17 protein-coding genes and 1 pseudogene are annotated in these 16,776 nt (G+C 56.8%); 16 read left to right on the plus strand and 2 right to left on the minus strand.

The window, feature by feature from the left end; genetic code table 11:
• Positions 1 to 301: 301 nt before the first annotated feature.
• From JMN22_RS02980 to JMN22_RS03045, 14 genes are all read left to right on the plus strand, one after another.
• A complete protein-coding gene (locus JMN22_RS02980) occupies positions 302 to 886 on the plus strand; it encodes an acyl-homoserine-lactone synthase (protein WP_198795750.1) in 585 nt (194 codons plus the stop codon).
• A gap of 31 nt (positions 887 to 917) precedes the next feature.
• Positions 918 to 1,964 (plus strand): GNAT family N-acetyltransferase, encoded by a 1,047-nt coding sequence (locus tag JMN22_RS02985; protein ID WP_202334957.1) that lies wholly within the window; start codon positions 918 to 920, stop codon positions 1,962 to 1,964.
• Positions 1,965 to 1,971: 7 nt separating this feature from the next.
• Entirely contained in the window at positions 1,972 to 3,126 is a 1,155-nt protein-coding gene (locus JMN22_RS02990; protein ID WP_030141813.1) for an aminotransferase class I/II-fold pyridoxal phosphate-dependent enzyme, read from the plus strand.
• A 16-nt stretch (positions 3,127 to 3,142) separates the two neighbouring features.
• On the plus strand, positions 3,143 to 3,880 hold the full coding sequence (locus JMN22_RS02995; RefSeq protein ID WP_198795752.1) for a hypothetical protein: 738 nt from the start codon (positions 3,143 to 3,145) through the stop codon (positions 3,878 to 3,880).
• Positions 3,877 to 4,458: a histidine phosphatase family protein gene (locus tag JMN22_RS03000; RefSeq protein WP_030141811.1), complete on the plus strand. Its 582-nt coding sequence runs from the start codon at positions 3,877 to 3,879 to the stop codon at positions 4,456 to 4,458. Before JMN22_RS02995 ends, JMN22_RS03000 begins: the two co-directional genes overlap by 4 nt.
• Before the next feature lie 7 nt (positions 4,459 to 4,465).
• Entirely contained in the window at positions 4,466 to 5,371 is a 906-nt protein-coding gene (locus JMN22_RS03005; protein WP_030141810.1) for an NAD-dependent epimerase/dehydratase family protein, read from the plus strand.
• The gene (locus JMN22_RS03010) at positions 5,352 to 5,966 is read left to right on the plus strand and encodes a methyltransferase family protein (RefSeq protein ID WP_202334958.1); all 615 of its coding nucleotides are present in this window, start codon (positions 5,352 to 5,354) and stop codon (positions 5,964 to 5,966) included. The genes JMN22_RS03005 and JMN22_RS03010 overlap by 20 nt, the downstream gene beginning before the upstream one ends.
• 22 nt (positions 5,967 to 5,988) lie before the next feature.
• On the plus strand, positions 5,989 to 6,240 hold the full coding sequence (locus JMN22_RS03015) for an acyl carrier protein (protein WP_198795754.1): 252 nt from the start codon (positions 5,989 to 5,991) through the stop codon (positions 6,238 to 6,240).
• Entirely contained in the window at positions 6,237 to 7,448 is a 1,212-nt protein-coding gene (locus JMN22_RS03020) for a beta-ketoacyl-[acyl-carrier-protein] synthase family protein (protein ID WP_030141807.1), read from the plus strand. Before JMN22_RS03015 ends, JMN22_RS03020 begins: the two co-directional genes overlap by 4 nt.
• The gene (locus JMN22_RS03025; protein WP_198795755.1) at positions 7,445 to 8,482 is read left to right on the plus strand and encodes a beta-ketoacyl synthase N-terminal-like domain-containing protein; all 1,038 of its coding nucleotides are present in this window, start codon (positions 7,445 to 7,447) and stop codon (positions 8,480 to 8,482) included. The genes JMN22_RS03020 and JMN22_RS03025 overlap by 4 nt, the downstream gene beginning before the upstream one ends.
• On the plus strand, positions 8,479 to 9,177 hold the full coding sequence (locus JMN22_RS03030) for a lysophospholipid acyltransferase family protein (RefSeq protein WP_051066039.1): 699 nt from the start codon (positions 8,479 to 8,481) through the stop codon (positions 9,175 to 9,177). The genes JMN22_RS03025 and JMN22_RS03030 overlap by 4 nt, the downstream gene beginning before the upstream one ends.
• 235 nt (positions 9,178 to 9,412) lie before the next feature.
• Positions 9,413 to 9,928 carry a sigma-70 family RNA polymerase sigma factor gene (locus tag JMN22_RS03035; protein WP_030141804.1) on the plus strand — a complete coding sequence of 172 codons (516 nt, stop codon included), beginning with the start codon at positions 9,413 to 9,415 and terminating at the stop codon, positions 9,926 to 9,928.
• Positions 9,915 to 10,895, plus strand: a complete 981-nt coding sequence (locus JMN22_RS03040; RefSeq protein ID WP_030141803.1) for a FecR domain-containing protein — start codon at positions 9,915 to 9,917, stop codon at positions 10,893 to 10,895. Before JMN22_RS03035 ends, JMN22_RS03040 begins: the two co-directional genes overlap by 14 nt.
• 118 nt (positions 10,896 to 11,013) lie before the next feature.
• Positions 11,014 to 13,404 carry a TonB-dependent siderophore receptor gene (locus JMN22_RS03045; protein WP_198795756.1) on the plus strand — a complete coding sequence of 797 codons (2,391 nt, stop codon included), beginning with the start codon at positions 11,014 to 11,016 and terminating at the stop codon, positions 13,402 to 13,404.
• Between the two features lie 105 nt (positions 13,405 to 13,509).
• On the opposite strand, the gene JMN22_RS03050 is transcribed toward JMN22_RS03045, so the two are convergent.
• Entirely contained in the window at positions 13,510 to 14,754 is a 1,245-nt protein-coding gene (locus JMN22_RS03050; protein ID WP_198795757.1) for a serine hydrolase domain-containing protein, read from the minus strand.
• A gap of 212 nt (positions 14,755 to 14,966) precedes the next feature.
• On the opposite strand from JMN22_RS03050, the pseudogene JMN22_RS26480 reads away from it, so the two are divergent.
• Positions 14,967 to 15,095 (plus strand): annotated as a pseudogene (locus JMN22_RS26480) (2,4-dienoyl-CoA reductase); the annotation flags it as partial.
• 17 nt (positions 15,096 to 15,112) lie between these two features.
• Here JMN22_RS26480 and JMN22_RS03055 read toward each other — a convergent pair.
• The gene (locus tag JMN22_RS03055; protein ID WP_198795758.1) at positions 15,113 to 15,568 is read right to left on the minus strand and encodes a hypothetical protein; all 456 of its coding nucleotides are present in this window, start codon (positions 15,566 to 15,568) and stop codon (positions 15,113 to 15,115) included.
• 386 nt (positions 15,569 to 15,954) lie between these two features.
• Here JMN22_RS03055 and JMN22_RS03060 point away from each other — a divergent pair, with 386 nt between their 5' ends.
• Positions 15,955 to 16,758 (plus strand): DUF1206 domain-containing protein, encoded by an 804-nt coding sequence (locus tag JMN22_RS03060; protein ID WP_030141799.1) that lies wholly within the window; start codon positions 15,955 to 15,957, stop codon positions 16,756 to 16,758.
• Positions 16,759 to 16,776 lie beyond the last annotated feature (18 nt).

Here is a 16,776-nt window from a genome sequence, read left to right on the forward strand (position 1 = left end):
GCCTTCCGACGGCAATCCTTCAGCCGATAAGGCCAGCAGCACGACGCTTGCAAACATTCGGCATCGCCGATGCGTCTAGATAGAGCAATAGCGGGCAGAGCTAATGGCGAATTTTTTAGTACGAAAGTGCTAGAAAGGCTGGCAAGAGACGGGACTATTCTTTTGTCGTGGATACAGTTCGTTATTTTCAAGAAGTACCGTGTGGCGACACGCTGATTTACCTGGCCTGCCCATTCGGGCAGCTACCCACAAAGAGCCCGGTTTGTTGTACTGGCGGAATAATTTTCGTCAGGAGGTAGTTATGCTGACCGCGGTAACAGGGACTGTTAGCGATCTTTTGCCAGGAATGGAAGCTGCACTGGCTAAATATAGATACCAAGTATTCGTTAAAGAGTTAGGCTGGCCTTTGGCTTGTGAAAAAGGAATTGAATTAGACGCCTTTGATCGTTCTGACACAGTGTATGTACTGGCCTGTGATGACAATCAGGAGATCTTCGGTTGTGCTCGATTGATTCCCACGCATCGGCCTTATCTGCTGGGGGATGTTTTCCCATATTTGATGGGAAGCAATCCGCTGCCTTCGTCGCCGCAGATATGGGAACTTTCCCGGTTCGCCATCAGCAAGCCGAAAGGGCAAGTACTGACGGCTGAGCAAGCTTGGCGAAATACAGTGAAGCTGGTCAAGGAAGTCATCGACGTCGCACGTTCGAAAGGCGCGTTTCGGCTGATTGCCTTTACAGCCGTGGGCAACGAGCGTCTGTTGAAGCGGATGGGCGTCAACACCCGAAGGATTTCTGCGCCACGGCTTATCGACAATAAAAGTGTCGTGCCTTTCTGGATCGAAATCGACGACGAAACCACCAGCGCTTTGTCTCAGGCCGCCTAGTCATCATCGCGAATCATGGTTGGAATAATTGATGAGTAGAGTATCGGGCTTGGCGGCGTGCGACTGGGATGCCCTGGTACGCCTGGATGCACGTATTTCGGCCGTGGGGCGCTCTCGGCAACAACTTGAGCAGCGGGTCACCACGGCCTGCACCTACTCGGCGACCGAGCACAATGTGCCGGTGGCGTGGAGGGATGAAGAGGGCGAGGTCGTCGCGTTCTGCATCGTGCATTTCGATCGGCAAGACACGGTCAATGGCTTGGGCAACGCGTATTTCTCCACGCTGATGGCCTTGCCGCTGGCGAGCATGCTGAAACAGCTGTTGGGCAGTTGTGTCGAGTACATAAACGACACGGGGTTGTTGCCCGGACAGGTGACGGAGCTGGTGGGGCCTCTCCACAGTTCGTTCCTCGTTGAGCGCGGTTTGCGAACATTCGAGTCGGACTTCAATGTGTTTTCGTTGCCGTCCAACAGCCCTGAGCTAGCTGACGCCTTTATCGAGGCCGGCTGCGAAAAGGCAAAGGACCTGATTGAAATTGTCTTCGAGCCCCCAGCCGAGGGCTACCAACAGCACGACCTGGAAGAAAAATTGACCCGGCGCTTGGCGGGTATTCAGTTTCATCGTTATGGCCAGGACGAGTTGGTCGCCAAGAGTCAAGCGTTGGCCGACTGCTACAACCGCGCATGGCAACGGAACTGGGGTTTCAGTCCTTCTACCGCCGGGCAATTTGAAGTGGCGGCTCGCAACATCAAGGACATGTCGGCACTGATTGCCGAACAGGACGGCGAAATCCTTGGCTTCACCATGTTTGCTCCGGCAATGAACGAGCAGGGGTTATATGGCCGCGCGTTCTTTACCGGGGTGGCTCCGGAATATCAGAAGAAAGGCCTCTCGGTTGCGCTGACATTGAAATTGTCCGCCATCGCCTTGCACCAGATGGGCCGCAGCAAAATCAGTGTGTCCTGGATGCTCGAGGATAACGTCATGGTGCTTCGAACGATGCGCCACCTCACCCGCGATGGCATTTGCACCGAAAGGGTCTATCGCATTTTTAGATACACCGCATCGGTTAAGTGAGAGTTTTATGCGTATTGATGACGTCGCGTTCAAATCGAAAGAGTTGGGTTTCTACACGTACTTCCCTCAAGTGCGCTCGGCGTGCGGCCGGGACATGACGCTGTTGGATGGCCGGACGATGCTGAATTTTGCATCGTGCGATTACCTGGGGCTTTCCAATCACCCGCGCATGAAAGAGTCGGCCATTTCCGCCATCCAGAAGTACGGCTCGAACATTGGCGGACCCATGATTTTCAGCGGTTTCACCGAGTACCACGAGCGTTTGCAGCAGCGCTACAGCGAGCTGTATACCGGGCGCACCGCGTTGATGTTCACCACCTCTTACCAGGCGAACTTCGGCGTTATTCCGTTGGCGGCTGAGCGCGCCGACCTGATCCTGCTCGACAAGCTGTCCCACGTTTCCATCTGGGACGGAGTGAAGTTATCGGGCAGCCCCTTCAGGGCCTACAGTCATGCCAACATCGAAATGTTGGAGCAATTGGTCCTGCTGAACCTGGACAAGAAAATCCTGATCGTGACCGACGGGGTGTTCTCGGCGGACGGCGACGTCGCCAATCTCGAGAAAATCACCCGTTTGAAGCAACTCCATCCGGCGCTGGAAATCTACATCGACGACGCGCACGGCGTTGGCATGCTGGGCAACAGCGGCCAAGGTGCCTGCGAAGCGGCCGGGGTGCTCTCGGACATCGACTACATTGTCGGCACCATGAGCAAGGCGTTCGGCTCATCGGGCGGCTTCGTGGTGTTCAAGGACGAGGTGTTCGCGGAAAAAGTCAGGTTCCGATGCCCGACCTACAATGCTTCGCGCTCGGTTTCGCCAGGCGTTGCCTCGGCGTCCTGCACCGCGTTGGAGATCAATGCCACGGAAGGAAGCATGCGCCGGGCCGGGCTCGCTGAACTCACTCGCTACACCCATGAGCAAATCGACGCGCTCGGTGTCGACAAGCTTTATTCGAAAACAGCGGTGATTCCGGTGGTGTTCAAGGACCCGATGGAAGCTGCACGGGTCAACGCCGGGTTGGTTGGGAAAGGGATCATGGGGTCGTTGTTCGTGCCGCCGTTCGTGCCGAAACACCAGTCCAGGATCAGGTTGTGCCTGACTTACAACCACACTCAGAGCGATGTGGACTATTGCATCGATGCGCTGCGCCAGATCATTTGAACGGACGAAAAACGAAATGATTCAAGTGGGGTCGGCGCTGTTAAGTATCGTTCTTTTCTACTTCATGCTGTGCAAGGGATTGGGGCTGCTGGTCATCAACCGAGGGGTGCGTGTCAATTACACGAGGAAGGTCGGGCACTTTGCGATGTTCATGCTGCCCAGTCTGTTTTTTGCGTTGTTCAATATCCAGGACACCCATGAACGGCTGCTGCTCTCGGCGCTGTCCACCGCCATCCTGTTCTTTGCCATGTGTGGCTGGTCACGCCGTCGGTCGCTGACCGCGCAACAAATGTTCGCCAGTATTGACCGGCCAGAAGACGCACCGAACACGCTGTCCTGGTTGGTGAGCCAGACGGTCGCGGGCTTGTTGGTGTTGTGGGTGACGCAATATATCTGGCTGGCCATCGGCGTCCCGCTGGAACTGCTCTACATCACGATCCTGGCGACGACGTTTGGTGACGGCCTGGCGGAGCCTGTCGGTATCAGGTTTGGAAAACACGAATATACGACCAAAGGTTTTTTTGTCGACAAGACATTCAAAAGGACCCTGGAAGGCTCGGCCACCGTGTTTGTGATGTCGATGCTGTTTTGCGTGTTGTTCAAGGATTACTTCGCAGTGCATCAGTTCGTATTGCTGTGCGCCGTTTTTCCTCTCGCGCTGACCCTGACCGAAGCGAAGTCCCCTCATACGTGGGATACGCCGTTCTTGTTCATGGTCGGCAATGCCATTATCACTGGTGCCTATTTACTGTGATTTATCTGATACGCCACGCCACCCCCCTGATCGACTACGGACGCTGCGGTGCTGTCTCGGCCAAAGTGCTGCTGGATGAGTACAACCAGACTTCGTCGATCGACGAGACCGAAATTGCCGATTTCCTGAGTCGTGCGGAGTTGTCCGGGCCGTTGATGACGCCAGGGCTGAACATCATTTCATCGCCGATCAACCGAGCCTATGCCACGGCCTGCCGGCTGTTCGATGCCGGACGTATCCGGCAAGACAACCGATTGAAGGAATTCGACCTGCGGCTGGGTCGCGTGCCTTTGTTGAAGATGGGCTTGAGGCAATGGTTCGCCTTGCATCGCGTGCTCTGGCTGATGGGGATTTCGTTGGGGGCCGCATCCCGAAGATCGGAACACCTGCGTGCCGTGGAGGTGGCCGATGAGCTTTATACCGCCTGCACCAGGACCGGGGAGACCACGGTCGTGGTCTCCCACGGCATGTTCTTGAGGACCGTGCGCAAGACGCTGCAAAAACAGGGCATGCAGTTCCGTACGGTGTATCGCTCGGGGTGTTTTACGGTTGAGGCTTTAGCGCCTGGAAAAGGATGACTGACAGGTGAAGAAGGTACTGCTTTTAGGCGCCAGTGGTTTTATCGGGCAGGGTGTCTACGAAATCCTCAGGCAGGAACAAGACCTGCGGGTTACCCGCCATTCGCGTTCGCCAAAGGCGGGTTTTGCGGTGTGCGAGGTCGGCTCTGGGGCGTTTATCGAACTGGTCAAAGATCACGATTTCATTGTCAATTGCACGGGCATCGGCCTCAGTCGCCTGGGGCCGAGCCGTGCCAATAACGAGACACTGACCCAACAGATAATGGCGTCCATCCGAGTCGGCCCGCTCGATAAGAAAAACCTGTTCCACCTGAGCAGCGTCAAGGCCTATAACCCGGAGAAAAGGCGGGACGCGTACGCGGACGACAAATGGGCGGCCGAGCAGGTTATTCGTGCCAATGACCACAAAGTGCAGGGCGTGATCCTACGGGTGCCGACGGTACTGGGCCGCCACGATAAAAACCTGCTGCCGATGATTTCGATGTGCAAATTGAAGTTACTGCCATTGGTCACCAGCGAACTTCCAGCCTTGCACGTCATTGGCGTGGAGAGCATTGCCCGATCCATCCGCCAATGGCTCTCACGTCCTCCCGAACGGACTTTGCAAACCTGCTATCTGCTGAGCGACGACACAGTTACCTATAACGATCTGGTCGACGAGGTGTACCGCCGGCTCCAGGGCGCCGAAGGCCGGGCGAGGCTACGCACGGTAAAGGTGCGCACACTGTTCAGGATCTACAAGGTGCTGTCTTTCGTCGATGCCTTCAGGCGCCAGCGCAAGTTGTTTCCCTGGGCGCGCTTCAATGACTTGTTCGTATACCCCTGGCGGGTCGAAAAGGATGTGAGAGTGATCATGACTCGTTCAACGTTATCGGTATTGGTGGGGGCTTATTTTGAAAACGTTCAGGATTGATGTCGCCGCCAGTTTGCTGGTGCCGGTCGCATGCGCCTCTTGGGTGCTGCATGTCTGCACGGGGTTTGCGTTGTTCCAGTCAGTCGTCATGGCCGCCATCCTGCTCGCCGCAGAGTTTTATTTCCTGCGCGAAACCGACAGCGGCAGCCAATTCGACAAAGGCCTGAAAAGTGGCTTCATGGTGTCGTGCGCCATCGCGATCGTCATGCTGCTGCAGTTACTGACGCGCAGCGATGCGATGCTGCAATTGGCCGGATCGCTGCTGATCCTGTGCGGCATCGGCCTTCGAGCCCATGGAAAGATCATATTGGGACGGCACTTTTCCCATTCGCTGCGGGTGCTGGATGACCATGAGTTGATCCGCGCGGGCGCCTTCCGCTACATCCGCCACCCAGCCTATTTCGGCACGCTGCTCATTGTGACCGGATTCAGCTTGTACGCCAGCGTATACGCGGCGGCGATCATCTTCGCCGTTGCACTGGCATTGATTCTTAAACGGGTCGACGGCGAAGAGAAAATGTTGGTCGGTTTTTTTGGCCAATCCTACGTTCGTTATCAGGCCGACAGCTTCAAGGTCATTCCTTTCATTATTTGATTGCGTCATTCCAGGAGGTCTCATGACTCACGTTCACGAAGCAAAAATCAAGGAAATCGTTTCCCAGGTCTTGGGGGTCAACGCCGAAGAAATCCAGAACCACAAGGACTTCATCGAAGCTTATGGCGCCGACTCGATGTCGGGAATAGAAATCCTCGCCGGCATCGAAGGTGCATTCCAGGTGCGGGTCGATGAAACCTACATCCCCAGGATCACCAGTGTGGATTCGATACTCTCGTTTATCGACAAGACCCTTGAGGCTGAGTGTGCATGAACAGCTCCGGTAAGGGCACAAGGGTGGTGGTGACGGGCCTGGGGCCGGTCAGTCCGATCGGGGTCGGAAAAGAGGCCTTTTTCCATGCTTTGAAAACAGGGGTGAACGGCACCGTGCCGCTGTCGAAAATCGACACGCAGCGCTTCGAAAGAAAGTACGGCTGCGAGGTGAAAGGCACCATCGCTGAATGGGTCGCTGATTTCGATGCGTTCGCCGAATCGGGTACGCCGAGTCATTTTGCCCTGGCCGCCACCGGGCTCGCCCTTGCCGATGCCGGGATCGAGCGGGCAGCGATTGCTGGCAAGCGGGTCAATTGTTACTTCGGCACGACTTATGGTGAATCCAACCTGATCGACGACATGGTCACGGCCATGGCGCAGTCCCAGCCAGGCCTGCATGCTTCGCTGGGGCGCACGTTTGCCTCCGAGATCAGCCGAGACGTGGCCAGATCGATAGGTTCCACCGGCGAGGCCGTGACGATTGGCAATGCCTGCTCGGCCAGTAATGCTGCGTTGATCTTCGGCTACGAGGCCATCCAGGCGGGTGACTGCGAGCTGGCCATCTGCGGTGGGAGCGATGCAGTGTACAAGGCCACCTTCGCGACCTTCCATCGCCTGGGCAGCATGACCGACAAGGACTGCACGCCGTTCAACGCCGGCCGCAAGGGTGTCCTGACCTCCGAAGGCGGCAGCGCGCTGGTGCTTGAAAGTTACGAACGGGCCATTCGCCGTGGAGCACACATTTATGCAGAAGTGCTGGGCTTCGCGATGAATTGCGATGCGGACCACATGGTGAGGCTCAATCATCACAGCGTTGGCGACTGCATGAAGGCGGCACTTGCAAACGCCTGCGTCCCGCCCGGGACGGTGGGTTATATCTGTGCCCACGGCACCGGTACGGCAGCCAATGACAGTAACGAGTACAAGGCCATCGAGGCGGTCTTTGGCCATTCACCGCCACCGGTCAGTTCGATCAAGTCCATGATGGGGCATAGCATGGGCGCGGCGGCGGGTTTCGGTGCCATCGCCTGCATGCTTGCCCTCAGCGAAGGGTTGCCGCCGACGATCAACGTGAGCGAGCAGGATCCTGAAATACCCATCGACGTGGTTTGCGAGGGTTTCAGGGCCGGAAAAGTCGACGTGGTCATCAACAATGCCTTCGCTTTTGGCGGAAATAATTCAATCCTGGTATTCGGTAATCCCAAATGAGCAATGACGCTATCGTTGCACTGGCCGTAAACGATTGGGTCATGTTGCGGATGCCCGGCGCATTCGAGCAAGGGGGCACGGAGTTGCATCATGGGCTGGCGCCCCGGTGGGACCTGACAGCGGGCGAACTGGTGCCTAGCCGGGAGTTGAAGAACTTCGATCGACAGTCCCTGTTGCTGTTGGCGGCGATGTCGTTGATCGAGGATGCCAACCAGGGCGAATCCCTGGCGCGTGCGGCCGTCATTGGTGGCACGTCCAACGGTTCGATCGATACCGTCATCCAGTTGATCAAGGAGTCGAACGAAAGTCGTTTTGCATTCCAGGTCAATCCGGCACAGATCCCCAACACCGTCATAAATTCCTCGGTGGGGCAGTTGGCGATCAAATACGGCATCAAGGGTGCCAACGTTTCGCTCTGCGCCAAGGAACTGAGCTTCTACAGCGCGATGGTGCAAGGGCTGCGATTCGCCAGGCGCGGGGACTTCGAGCGGATCTACGCGACAGCCATGGAAACCTTCAGCGGCGAATTCGGTACTCTTTATGCCGACAGCCATGGGCTGGACGCGGCAGAACGAATCGATACCGCCGCGATTTTCAGTCTCCGAACCTGTTCCGATCCGCAAACGCCGGGGCCGGTGGTCAGGTCCTGCGTGACCGGGCGCTTGTTCCCCACGAGCGGGGCCAGCCTGGGCGACCTGATACTCACGTTCGTGGCAGGCAATGGGGTGGCGCTTGATAGACTCGGTCAGGTCAGCGTGTCGGTAGCGGAATCGTGGCGGGCCGCCCTGGACGATCTCGGCCAGGCATTCGGGGAAAAACTCGCTGTCCTGCAACGGGCAAAAGCATTGAGCCTGTCCCTGGTCGGAGCCTACCAACTCGCCGACTTGGCGCAATCGGTCAAGGCCGGCGATGTTGGGGTAATGGCGTGTGTCGATGAGGAAGGCTTCTATGGCATCGCATTGGTGGGGTGTAGCGAAGCCCAGGCCGGTGCTGCCAAGGGTTCAAGGGATTCAAGCAAGGTGGGTGACGTATGATTCTGGTAGTGAGATGGCTGTTGGTCGGGCTGTTCATCGTCCTGAGCTTTCCATTTTTATGTGTGTTCATGTTGATCAATCCGAAGAAGAACCGGAACCTGCACGTCGCCTGCCGCGCCTATTCGGTGATCAATCGAATATTTCTGGTTCGTGTCGCTGTCAGGGGCTTCAACACGATTGCCGAGGGCAAGCCGTATATCTACGTGGTCAACCATCAATGCAACTATGACGTGATGATCGTTGCCGAGGCGCTCAAGCCAGGCACGGTCATTGTCGGGAAGGAATCGCTCAAGTGGTTGCCCCTGGTGGGGCAATTGTATTGGCTGACCGGCAGCCTGTTCATTGACCGAAGCAATCCGCGGGCCTCGATCCAGAGCATGCGCAAGGTGGCCAAGAATGTCGCGGCCAACAATACGTCCCTCTGGATTTTCCCTGAAGGCACCCGGAACAACGGCGGGAACTTGTTACCTTTCAAGAGCGGCGCGTTCCGGCTCGCCAAGGACATGGGGGTGGGGATCGTTCCCGTGACGATCTGCTCCGCTGTCAGAGACGTTGCCTACAATTCATTGCGCTCCACTGACGTCAGCATCGTCGCCCACCCGCCCATCGAGGCGGATGTCGTGGCAAGCATGAATAGCAAGGACTTGGCGAGCCACACGCGCGAGATCATCAGCAACATGATCCCAATCGTTTGAGCCAGAAGCTCACACGGCATCCTTTCCAGGCACGGTGTGCGGGTCGTTCCGTCGCTCGGCCACCAGCAGCAACGACTGCGGCGGCGGGCAGATCCTTTATCATCGCTGGAAGGGCGGCGGGTGTTGAATCACAGCGTTTGCCCAAAAGCGGACGCTGAGCGCCACGTATTTACCTGAGGCCTATTGCGCGAGTAGAATGCGATTAATTATCAATCATGTACTTGCCGGTATTCCGATGCGCAGCGATGAAACACTAGGTACTGCAGATCTAGGGCTGCTCTATCGCACCCACCACTCGTGGTTACAAGGTTGGCTGATCCGACGCATTGGATGTCGCGATAACGCAGCAGATTTGGCGCAGGACACCTTTGTACGTCTGCTCAAATCCCGTCAGTCCAGCCCCTTGCGTGAACCACGCGCCTATTTGAGCAGTATCGCCCGCGGACTGATGATTGATCAGTATCGTCGTCGCGAACTCGAACGTGCCTACTTGGAAAGCATCACGTTGCTGCCTCAACACGAGGTTCCCTCGGAAGAGCGCCGACTGCTGATTCTTGATGCGCTTGAGCGCATAGACCGCATGCTCGATATGCTTAAGCCGAGAGTTCGCCAAGCGTTTTTATTTGCCCGGCTCGACGGTTTGACCTGCGCGCAAATAGCCGAAAAGCTGGGTGTTTCCAGTGCGACGGTGGAACGCGACCTGGCCATAGCCCTGCAACACTGCTATCGCTTGCGTTATGTCGAGGCGTGAGTCGCAGGCGCTGGATCCGGCCGTTGTCGACCAGGCGATCCACTGGCAAGTGCGCCTTCGCTTCAATCAACCCGATGAGCAAACACAGCGCACTTTTGAGCACTGGCTGCAGCAGCGCCCAGAGCACGTGTTGGCGTGGCAGCGTGTGGATACGCTTGGGGATGAATTTGCAGGCGTGCCAGCTCAACTGGCCCGGCAAACCCTTAATGGTACCCGTCATGGAATGCGGCGGCGGGAAAGCCTGAAGTTACTGGGTCTATTGGCTACTGTCAGCACGGCAGCCTGGCTCGGCCGGGACTATACACCCGTACCCGCCATGCTTGCGCAGCAGCGCAGCAGTACCGGCGAGCAACGACGCTTCCAACTCGATGATGGCAGCCTTATCCAGCTCAATAGCGATAGCGCCGTCGACAGCGATTTCGACGCCCAGCGACGCCTGATAATCCTTCGACGTGGTGAAATCATCGTGAATGTCGGCGCGGATCAACACTCGCCTCGAGCACGACCGTTCTGGGTGCAATCACGTAACGGGATCATGCGCGCTCAGAGTTCCCGCTTTCTGGCACGCGAGCTTGACGATGGCACTCTGGTCGCGGCTCGGGAAGGATCAGTCACGGTGTTCCCCGGCTCCAGTCAGAGTCCTGCGAGCCGCAGCGTCCAGGCTGGAAATCAGCTGCTGTTCACATCAAGCGGCACCCGAATGTTCAGGGACAACGGCCTTGATCTATGGAGTTGGGGTGACGGGGTGATCAGTGCGCGCAATATGCGCCTCGATGATTTCATCGCGGAGTTGTCGCGTTATCGCCCCGGAGTACTGCGCTGCGCCGAAGAAGTCGCTGATCGTCGCGTTTCCGGCACCTTCCAGCTCGCCGACAACGACCAGGTGCTGGCATTGATCGCGCAGTCATTGCACTTGCACATTGATTATCGAACCCGTTATTGGGTGACCGTGACCGCTGCCACCTGAACCCATCCAAACTTTGTATCGGCTGAAAAATAATGAGGTAGTTTCTCATTCTCGTTCGACCTCTAAGGAAGGCCGGAATACAGGCCAGTCTGCCGATGTCCTTTCTTGGAGCGAGAAAATGAGTTCGTCCCCTGTTTCACAGCGCCATCCACTAAATCGTGCCTTGCAAGGTGCGATTTTGGGTTTGATCGTTAGCAGCTATGCATTGCCGTCGCTGGCGCAAACGTCAAGCGCTGGCCACAACAATCAAGCCAAACAGTGGAACATCGCTGCCGGCCCACTGGCGCCGGCGCTTGACCGCTTTGCGCGCGAGGCTGGCATCAGTCTTTCCTTCGACGCGTCGAGTGTAGCGAACCGCAGCACTGCTGGCGTGAATGGCACGCTCGTTACGTCGGCAGCGCTGTCATCGTTGCTGCAGGGGAGCGAATTGCAAATCGAACAGCAAGGCCCGAATGCCTATCTACTGATCCCTCAACCAAAGCCCGCCGGCCCGCTGGAGCTCGACGCAACGGACGTCGAGGAATACCGCCTTGCACCTCTCATCATCAATGCCAAGGTCAGGGTCAGTGCCGATGACGATGCCAACTCGGTGGTCGCCAAGGAGCTCTGGGTTGGCGGCAAGGTGGCAACCAGCATTCTCAATACACCGGCATCGGTGTCGGTTGTTACCAACAAGGAAATGGAGCAACGCAGCGTCAGCACCACGGAAGAGGCGCTGCAATACACGCCGGGCGTGGTCAGTGACTTCTATGGTACGGATGACCGCAACGACTATTTCCAGATCCGGGGTTTCCAGGCCACCACCTACCGTGACGGCTTGACCCTGAGTTCGATGCGCGGCGTACGCGAAGATCCATTCGCTTATGAACGCATAGAGATTCTGCGTGGCGCCAACTCCACGCTGTTTGGCCCAGCGGACCCGGGCGGTTCGGTGAATTTCGTGACCAAACAGCCGCGTTTCGAGCAGTTTGGCCAAGGCTATGTGACCTACGGTTCGTTTGACCATGTCGAGACAGGCATCGATGTGGGGGATGCGCTGAACGACGAGAAAACCTTGGCTGGCCGTTTTACTGCCAAAGGCCAAAACAGCGACCGCGAGTACGATCACTCACAGGACGACAACCGGTTGGTGATGGGTGGCCTCACCTGGGCACCGACGGATTACACGTCAGCCACCGTAATTCTGGACTATCTGAAAACTGAAAGTTCACCCAACAGTGGCGGTTATCCGCTGGACAAGGAATACGACCGCAGCAAGTTTTATGGTGAGCCCAGCTACAATTTCCATGATGTCGAGCGCACCAGCCTCAGCGGTAACGTCACCCATGATTTCGATAACGGCTTCGTATTGCGCAGTAATCTGCGCTACAGCAAATTGACCGATGATTTTGGCTACGTTTACCTCAGCGACAGCGCCGCACGTGTCGGTACTACCGTTGACCGGTTTCTGTTTGGAACGGACACCGAGGCCGACCAGTTCAACGGCAATCTGATGCTGCAATACGATGCCCGCTTCGAGAACATCGACAGCAGCAGCCTGGTGGGCGTGGAGTACCTCGATTCGACCACCAAGGAAAGCTCGGTCTACGCCCCGACGACCCCGATTGACATTGCAAATCCCGTGTTCACTGGCGTTCCACGCTCAATCACGCCGTATGCCGTCAACAAGCGAGACGCGACCACCAAGGCCGTGTTCCTTCAGCAGAACCTATCGTTCTACGAGCGTTTCATCGTCACCGCGGGTATGCGCAACGACTCGATGGACCTTACCAGCAAAGGCTTGCAATCCACTGAGAAAGACAACTTCTCCGAAACCTCCTACCGAGGTGCGTTGACCTATATCGTCAACGATGAGGTGTCCACCTATGTGAGCATGGTGGAATCCGTCTCGCCGCCTCAGGTTGGCGTAACACCGCAGACAGGCACACAGTACGAGGTGGGCGTGAAGTTTGCGCCGATGGGGATGGACGCACTGTTCTCCGCAGCCGTTTATGACCTGACCCAGGAAAACGTCACCATCGCCGTGGTGCTGCCGAGCGGCGTCATCGAGCAACAGACGGTGGGCGAATCGCGGGCACGTGGCCTCGACCTGGAGGCCAAGGCGCAGGTGACGCAGAACCTCAGCCTGATTGGTGGCTACTCTTATATGGAGTCCGAGGTACTGCGCGGTTCGTTGTACGACGGCAGCTCGCTGAAGGGTAATGAGTTCTCCACGGCACCCAAGCATTCCGCTTCGCTCTGGAGCTATTACGACGTGCCGGGCACTGATGTCAGCGTTGGCTTGGGTGCGCGCTACGTCGGCTCTTATTACTTCGATGCAGCCAACTCCGGCAAAAGCGATGGCACCACGCTGTTCGACGCCGCCTTCAACTATGAGATCGCCAAGGGCACCGACCTTGCGGTGAACGTCAGCAATCTGCTGGATGAGCAGCACGTGGTCGGTTCCGGCACAGCGAACTTCTACAACCCGGGTCGCGAAATTACCGCCAAAGTGAGTTACAGCTGGTAAGCAGGTTCCCATCTATAAGAAGCAGTGCCCGATATATTTCGGGCACTGTCATCACCCCCACAGTTGTCCTCCGCGCCGCAGATTAACGTTCTCCAAGGCGCGAATTTACTTCAACGCAGCTACCACGGCATCGAAGAATACCATCGGGTCGATCGGCTCTTTGTCAACCGGCTTGGGCTGGGCACCAAAGGTGACAATCACCACGTTATTGGCAGGGTTGATATAGATGTTCTGGCCCTGGATACCGACCGCCGAATAGGCGCCGTCTTTCACCGATGGCTCGGTCCACGCCGTCCACCACATGTAACCGTAGTCCAGGGACTTACCGCCTTTGAGTGTGGTCGGCAGCGTTGCTTCCTTGACCCAGCCTTCAGGCAGAATCGATGTGCCATTGATCTTGCCGCCGTTCATGAAAAACAGCCCGAAGCGTCCATAATCGCGTAGCGTGGCGCTGATGCCGCTGCCACCGATTTCCACCCCGTCAGGCGAATCGAGCCACCACCGGGCATCACTCTCCATACCGAACGGCTGCCAGATCTTCTGCGATAGATAATCGGCCAGCGGCATCTTCACAGCGCCACGGACGATCTCGCCGAGCACCTGCGTTTCGCCAGTGCTGTAAGTGTTGGCCGTGCCGGGCTCGGCAGCTCTCGGCAAACTTGCCATCAAAGCCATGGCCGAACGCGGTTTCTGCGATATCTGCGCCTTGAGTAGCGCGCGACGATCGGACGCCGGATCGGTGTAGGTCTCGTTCCACTTTACGCCCGAAGACATCATCAGCACGTCGCGCACGGTCACGCCTTCGTAGGCGCTGCCCTTGAGCTCGGGAACGTAATCCACCACCTGCGCATCAATGCCCTTGATGAGGCCGTCCTTGATCGCTGCAGCCGCCAGTGTGGAGGTGATGGACTTGGCTATCGACATCGACATCCATCGGGTTTTCTCGGTGTTGCCACGCTGATAGGTCTCGAACACGATCTTGCCGTCCTTGAGCACGAGCATCGCCGTAATGCTGTCCAGTGCGACGAAGTCATACAGGTCGTACTTTTTATCTCCGACAGTGAAGCGCACGTTGGGCAACTGTTTATCTGATTTCGGCAGCGCATACGGATGATCGCCGGCTTTAATCCTGTGGGTGGGGAAGAGCCGGTCGATGTTGCGGTAGGTACTGACTGCCAGATCGGGGAGCATGGCGCCGTCATAGATCTGCTCCACGGTGCCAATCGGTTCCTGGGCGTGGGGATAATCCTCAGCCCATGCGCCCGAGGTGATAGCCGCAGCGAGCAGACCAAGTGAGAGAAGCAGCGAGCGACCAGGCGCAGTCCCACGAAAAATAGCGGATGAGTGCATAACCTATCCTTCTTTTTTGTTTTGCTATTCACGCACGTCAAGACGAGCGGCCGCTTGAACCATAGCCCACTCATTGCAATCGCGCCCGAGCGCTGGGCTACCTCCAACTGCGGTCCAGCGGGCTTCTGGATCTGTCAGCGGTAGGGGCTTCGGCAGCGTTTAGGCAGAGCCTTTCCATTGGGTGTCTCGCTGGTGGGGCTGCCAACGGCGGCCTGGGGGGGGACCTGGTGGAATTATCTGGCGGCCGTTACGAAGTCGCCGCCATGCAGGGTGAGGCACGTGAGGTTTATTTCCTCGAGTTTGCCCGCCAGATACAGACCGTCGCCAAAATGCCCGTGATGTCCGGTAAGAGTGCTAATTACCTATTCCGCAACAGCACATAAGCTTCACCGCCGTTTCGGTCATGTTGAAGAATAAAGTTGTTGTCCTGGATACGCACCTTCGATGGCACACGATCTGCTACCGGCGTTTGCGAGTAAGTCTGCGCGGCACTCAGTAGTTGGCGGGTCAGGCTGTCGTCGGGTTGCTTCGGGGTGGTGACGACGCATTCCTTTTCGGAAAGTTGCACAGCGAGGTTTTTGTCCGCGGTGAAGCCGATGCGCGTGAAGCCCATGTCCTGGAGGTCGTTGATGCCGAACCGCTTGGCCGCTTCAGCAGAGCCGGCGAATGAGGGGGCGGTCTTCAGACAGATGTCGACGAAGGCTTCGATGGCCTTGGAGGTGACAGGCGTCGATACGGTTGGCTTTGCAGTGGTGCAGTTGACGAGGGCTAACACGCTGGACAAGGCGAGTGTGCGGAACAAAGTATTGGACATGAAACGGGGATCCTTCCAGTTGAAATTCGGAGTGCAGGAGTGGGCTGGGCGGCGCCGGAGCAGACCGCCTGCGAATGGTAAATTAAAATGGATTACGGGGCTTAGGACTTTGTGAACCCCAACGCTTGCTGGCAATGGCTCGCGCTGTGAACCGGTGTGCACTCAGGTCAGCCTGACGGCGGTCGAGCAGATTGCATAACAGCGATAAGCAATAGCTTCTCGATTTTCGTAAATGCTAACCGGCCGCTTTTGGCTTGGGAGCTGCCTGTCGCCTCGGTCATCAACGAGCGACTCTGAGTCGGTCAGGGCTGCGGCCTTGAATTTAACGATAGAACCCCTTCCAGCCAGACGAGTCTGTTCCTGTATTACTTTCGGGAAAACAGCCAATGTCAGCGCGCCATAGCCTTATTGTCCTTGCACGCGGAGGGTACGCTGCTCGAGGAGTGATTTACCTGATCATCGGTATCTTTGCATTGCTTGCGGCACAAGATTCGACAAAGCCGAAAGACAGTCAAAAAAGCCTGGAAGCCCTATTAGGCCAGCCGTTTGGCTATTTTTTAGTGGGAATCGTCGTGGCGGGTCTGCTCGCATTTGCGGCATGGCGTGTTCTGCAAGCTACGCGTGATGTCGACCATCACGGCAAACATCTCAAGGGTCTGATAATTCGCACCGGTCTGTTTGCAGGAGGTTTGGTCAATGGTGCTCTGGCATTTTTTGCGCTAGGCCTACTTGTAAGCGGAATAGGTAGCTCGGGTAACTCAGGGGAACACACCAGAGATTGGCTGGCGCATCTATTGTCCTGGCAGCATTCCAATGTATTGGTGTATCTGATTGCTCTTATTCCGCTTGGCGTTGGAATCGCTCACATTATCAAGGGATGGAAAGCGTCGTTTGAAAAGTATTTCGAGGCCGACGAAGACGTCATGCGGTACGTCCGCCCAGTGTCTCGGTTTGGCCTGATTGCACGTGGCGTCGTCTTTATAGAGATTGCATTGCTGTTGGCCGTTAGTGGCTCTGCCTATCAAGCCATGGATCCACCCGGTATGAAGGAAGCCCTTGAGGCGCTCCAGAATTTACCAGCTGGGTGGATGGTTTTGATGATAATGGCCTTCGGATTGATTGCTTTCTCGGCTTACAGCTTCGCTGAGGCCTTCTGGCGGAAGATAAATATGGAAGTCCCTGGCGTATAGGCATGTCCATGGCATCAA

Origin of the sequence: Pseudomonas sp. HB05, assembly GCF_016756915.1 — a bacterium.
Taxonomy (GTDB): Bacteria; Pseudomonadota; Gammaproteobacteria; order Pseudomonadales; family Pseudomonadaceae; genus Aquipseudomonas; species Aquipseudomonas alvandae.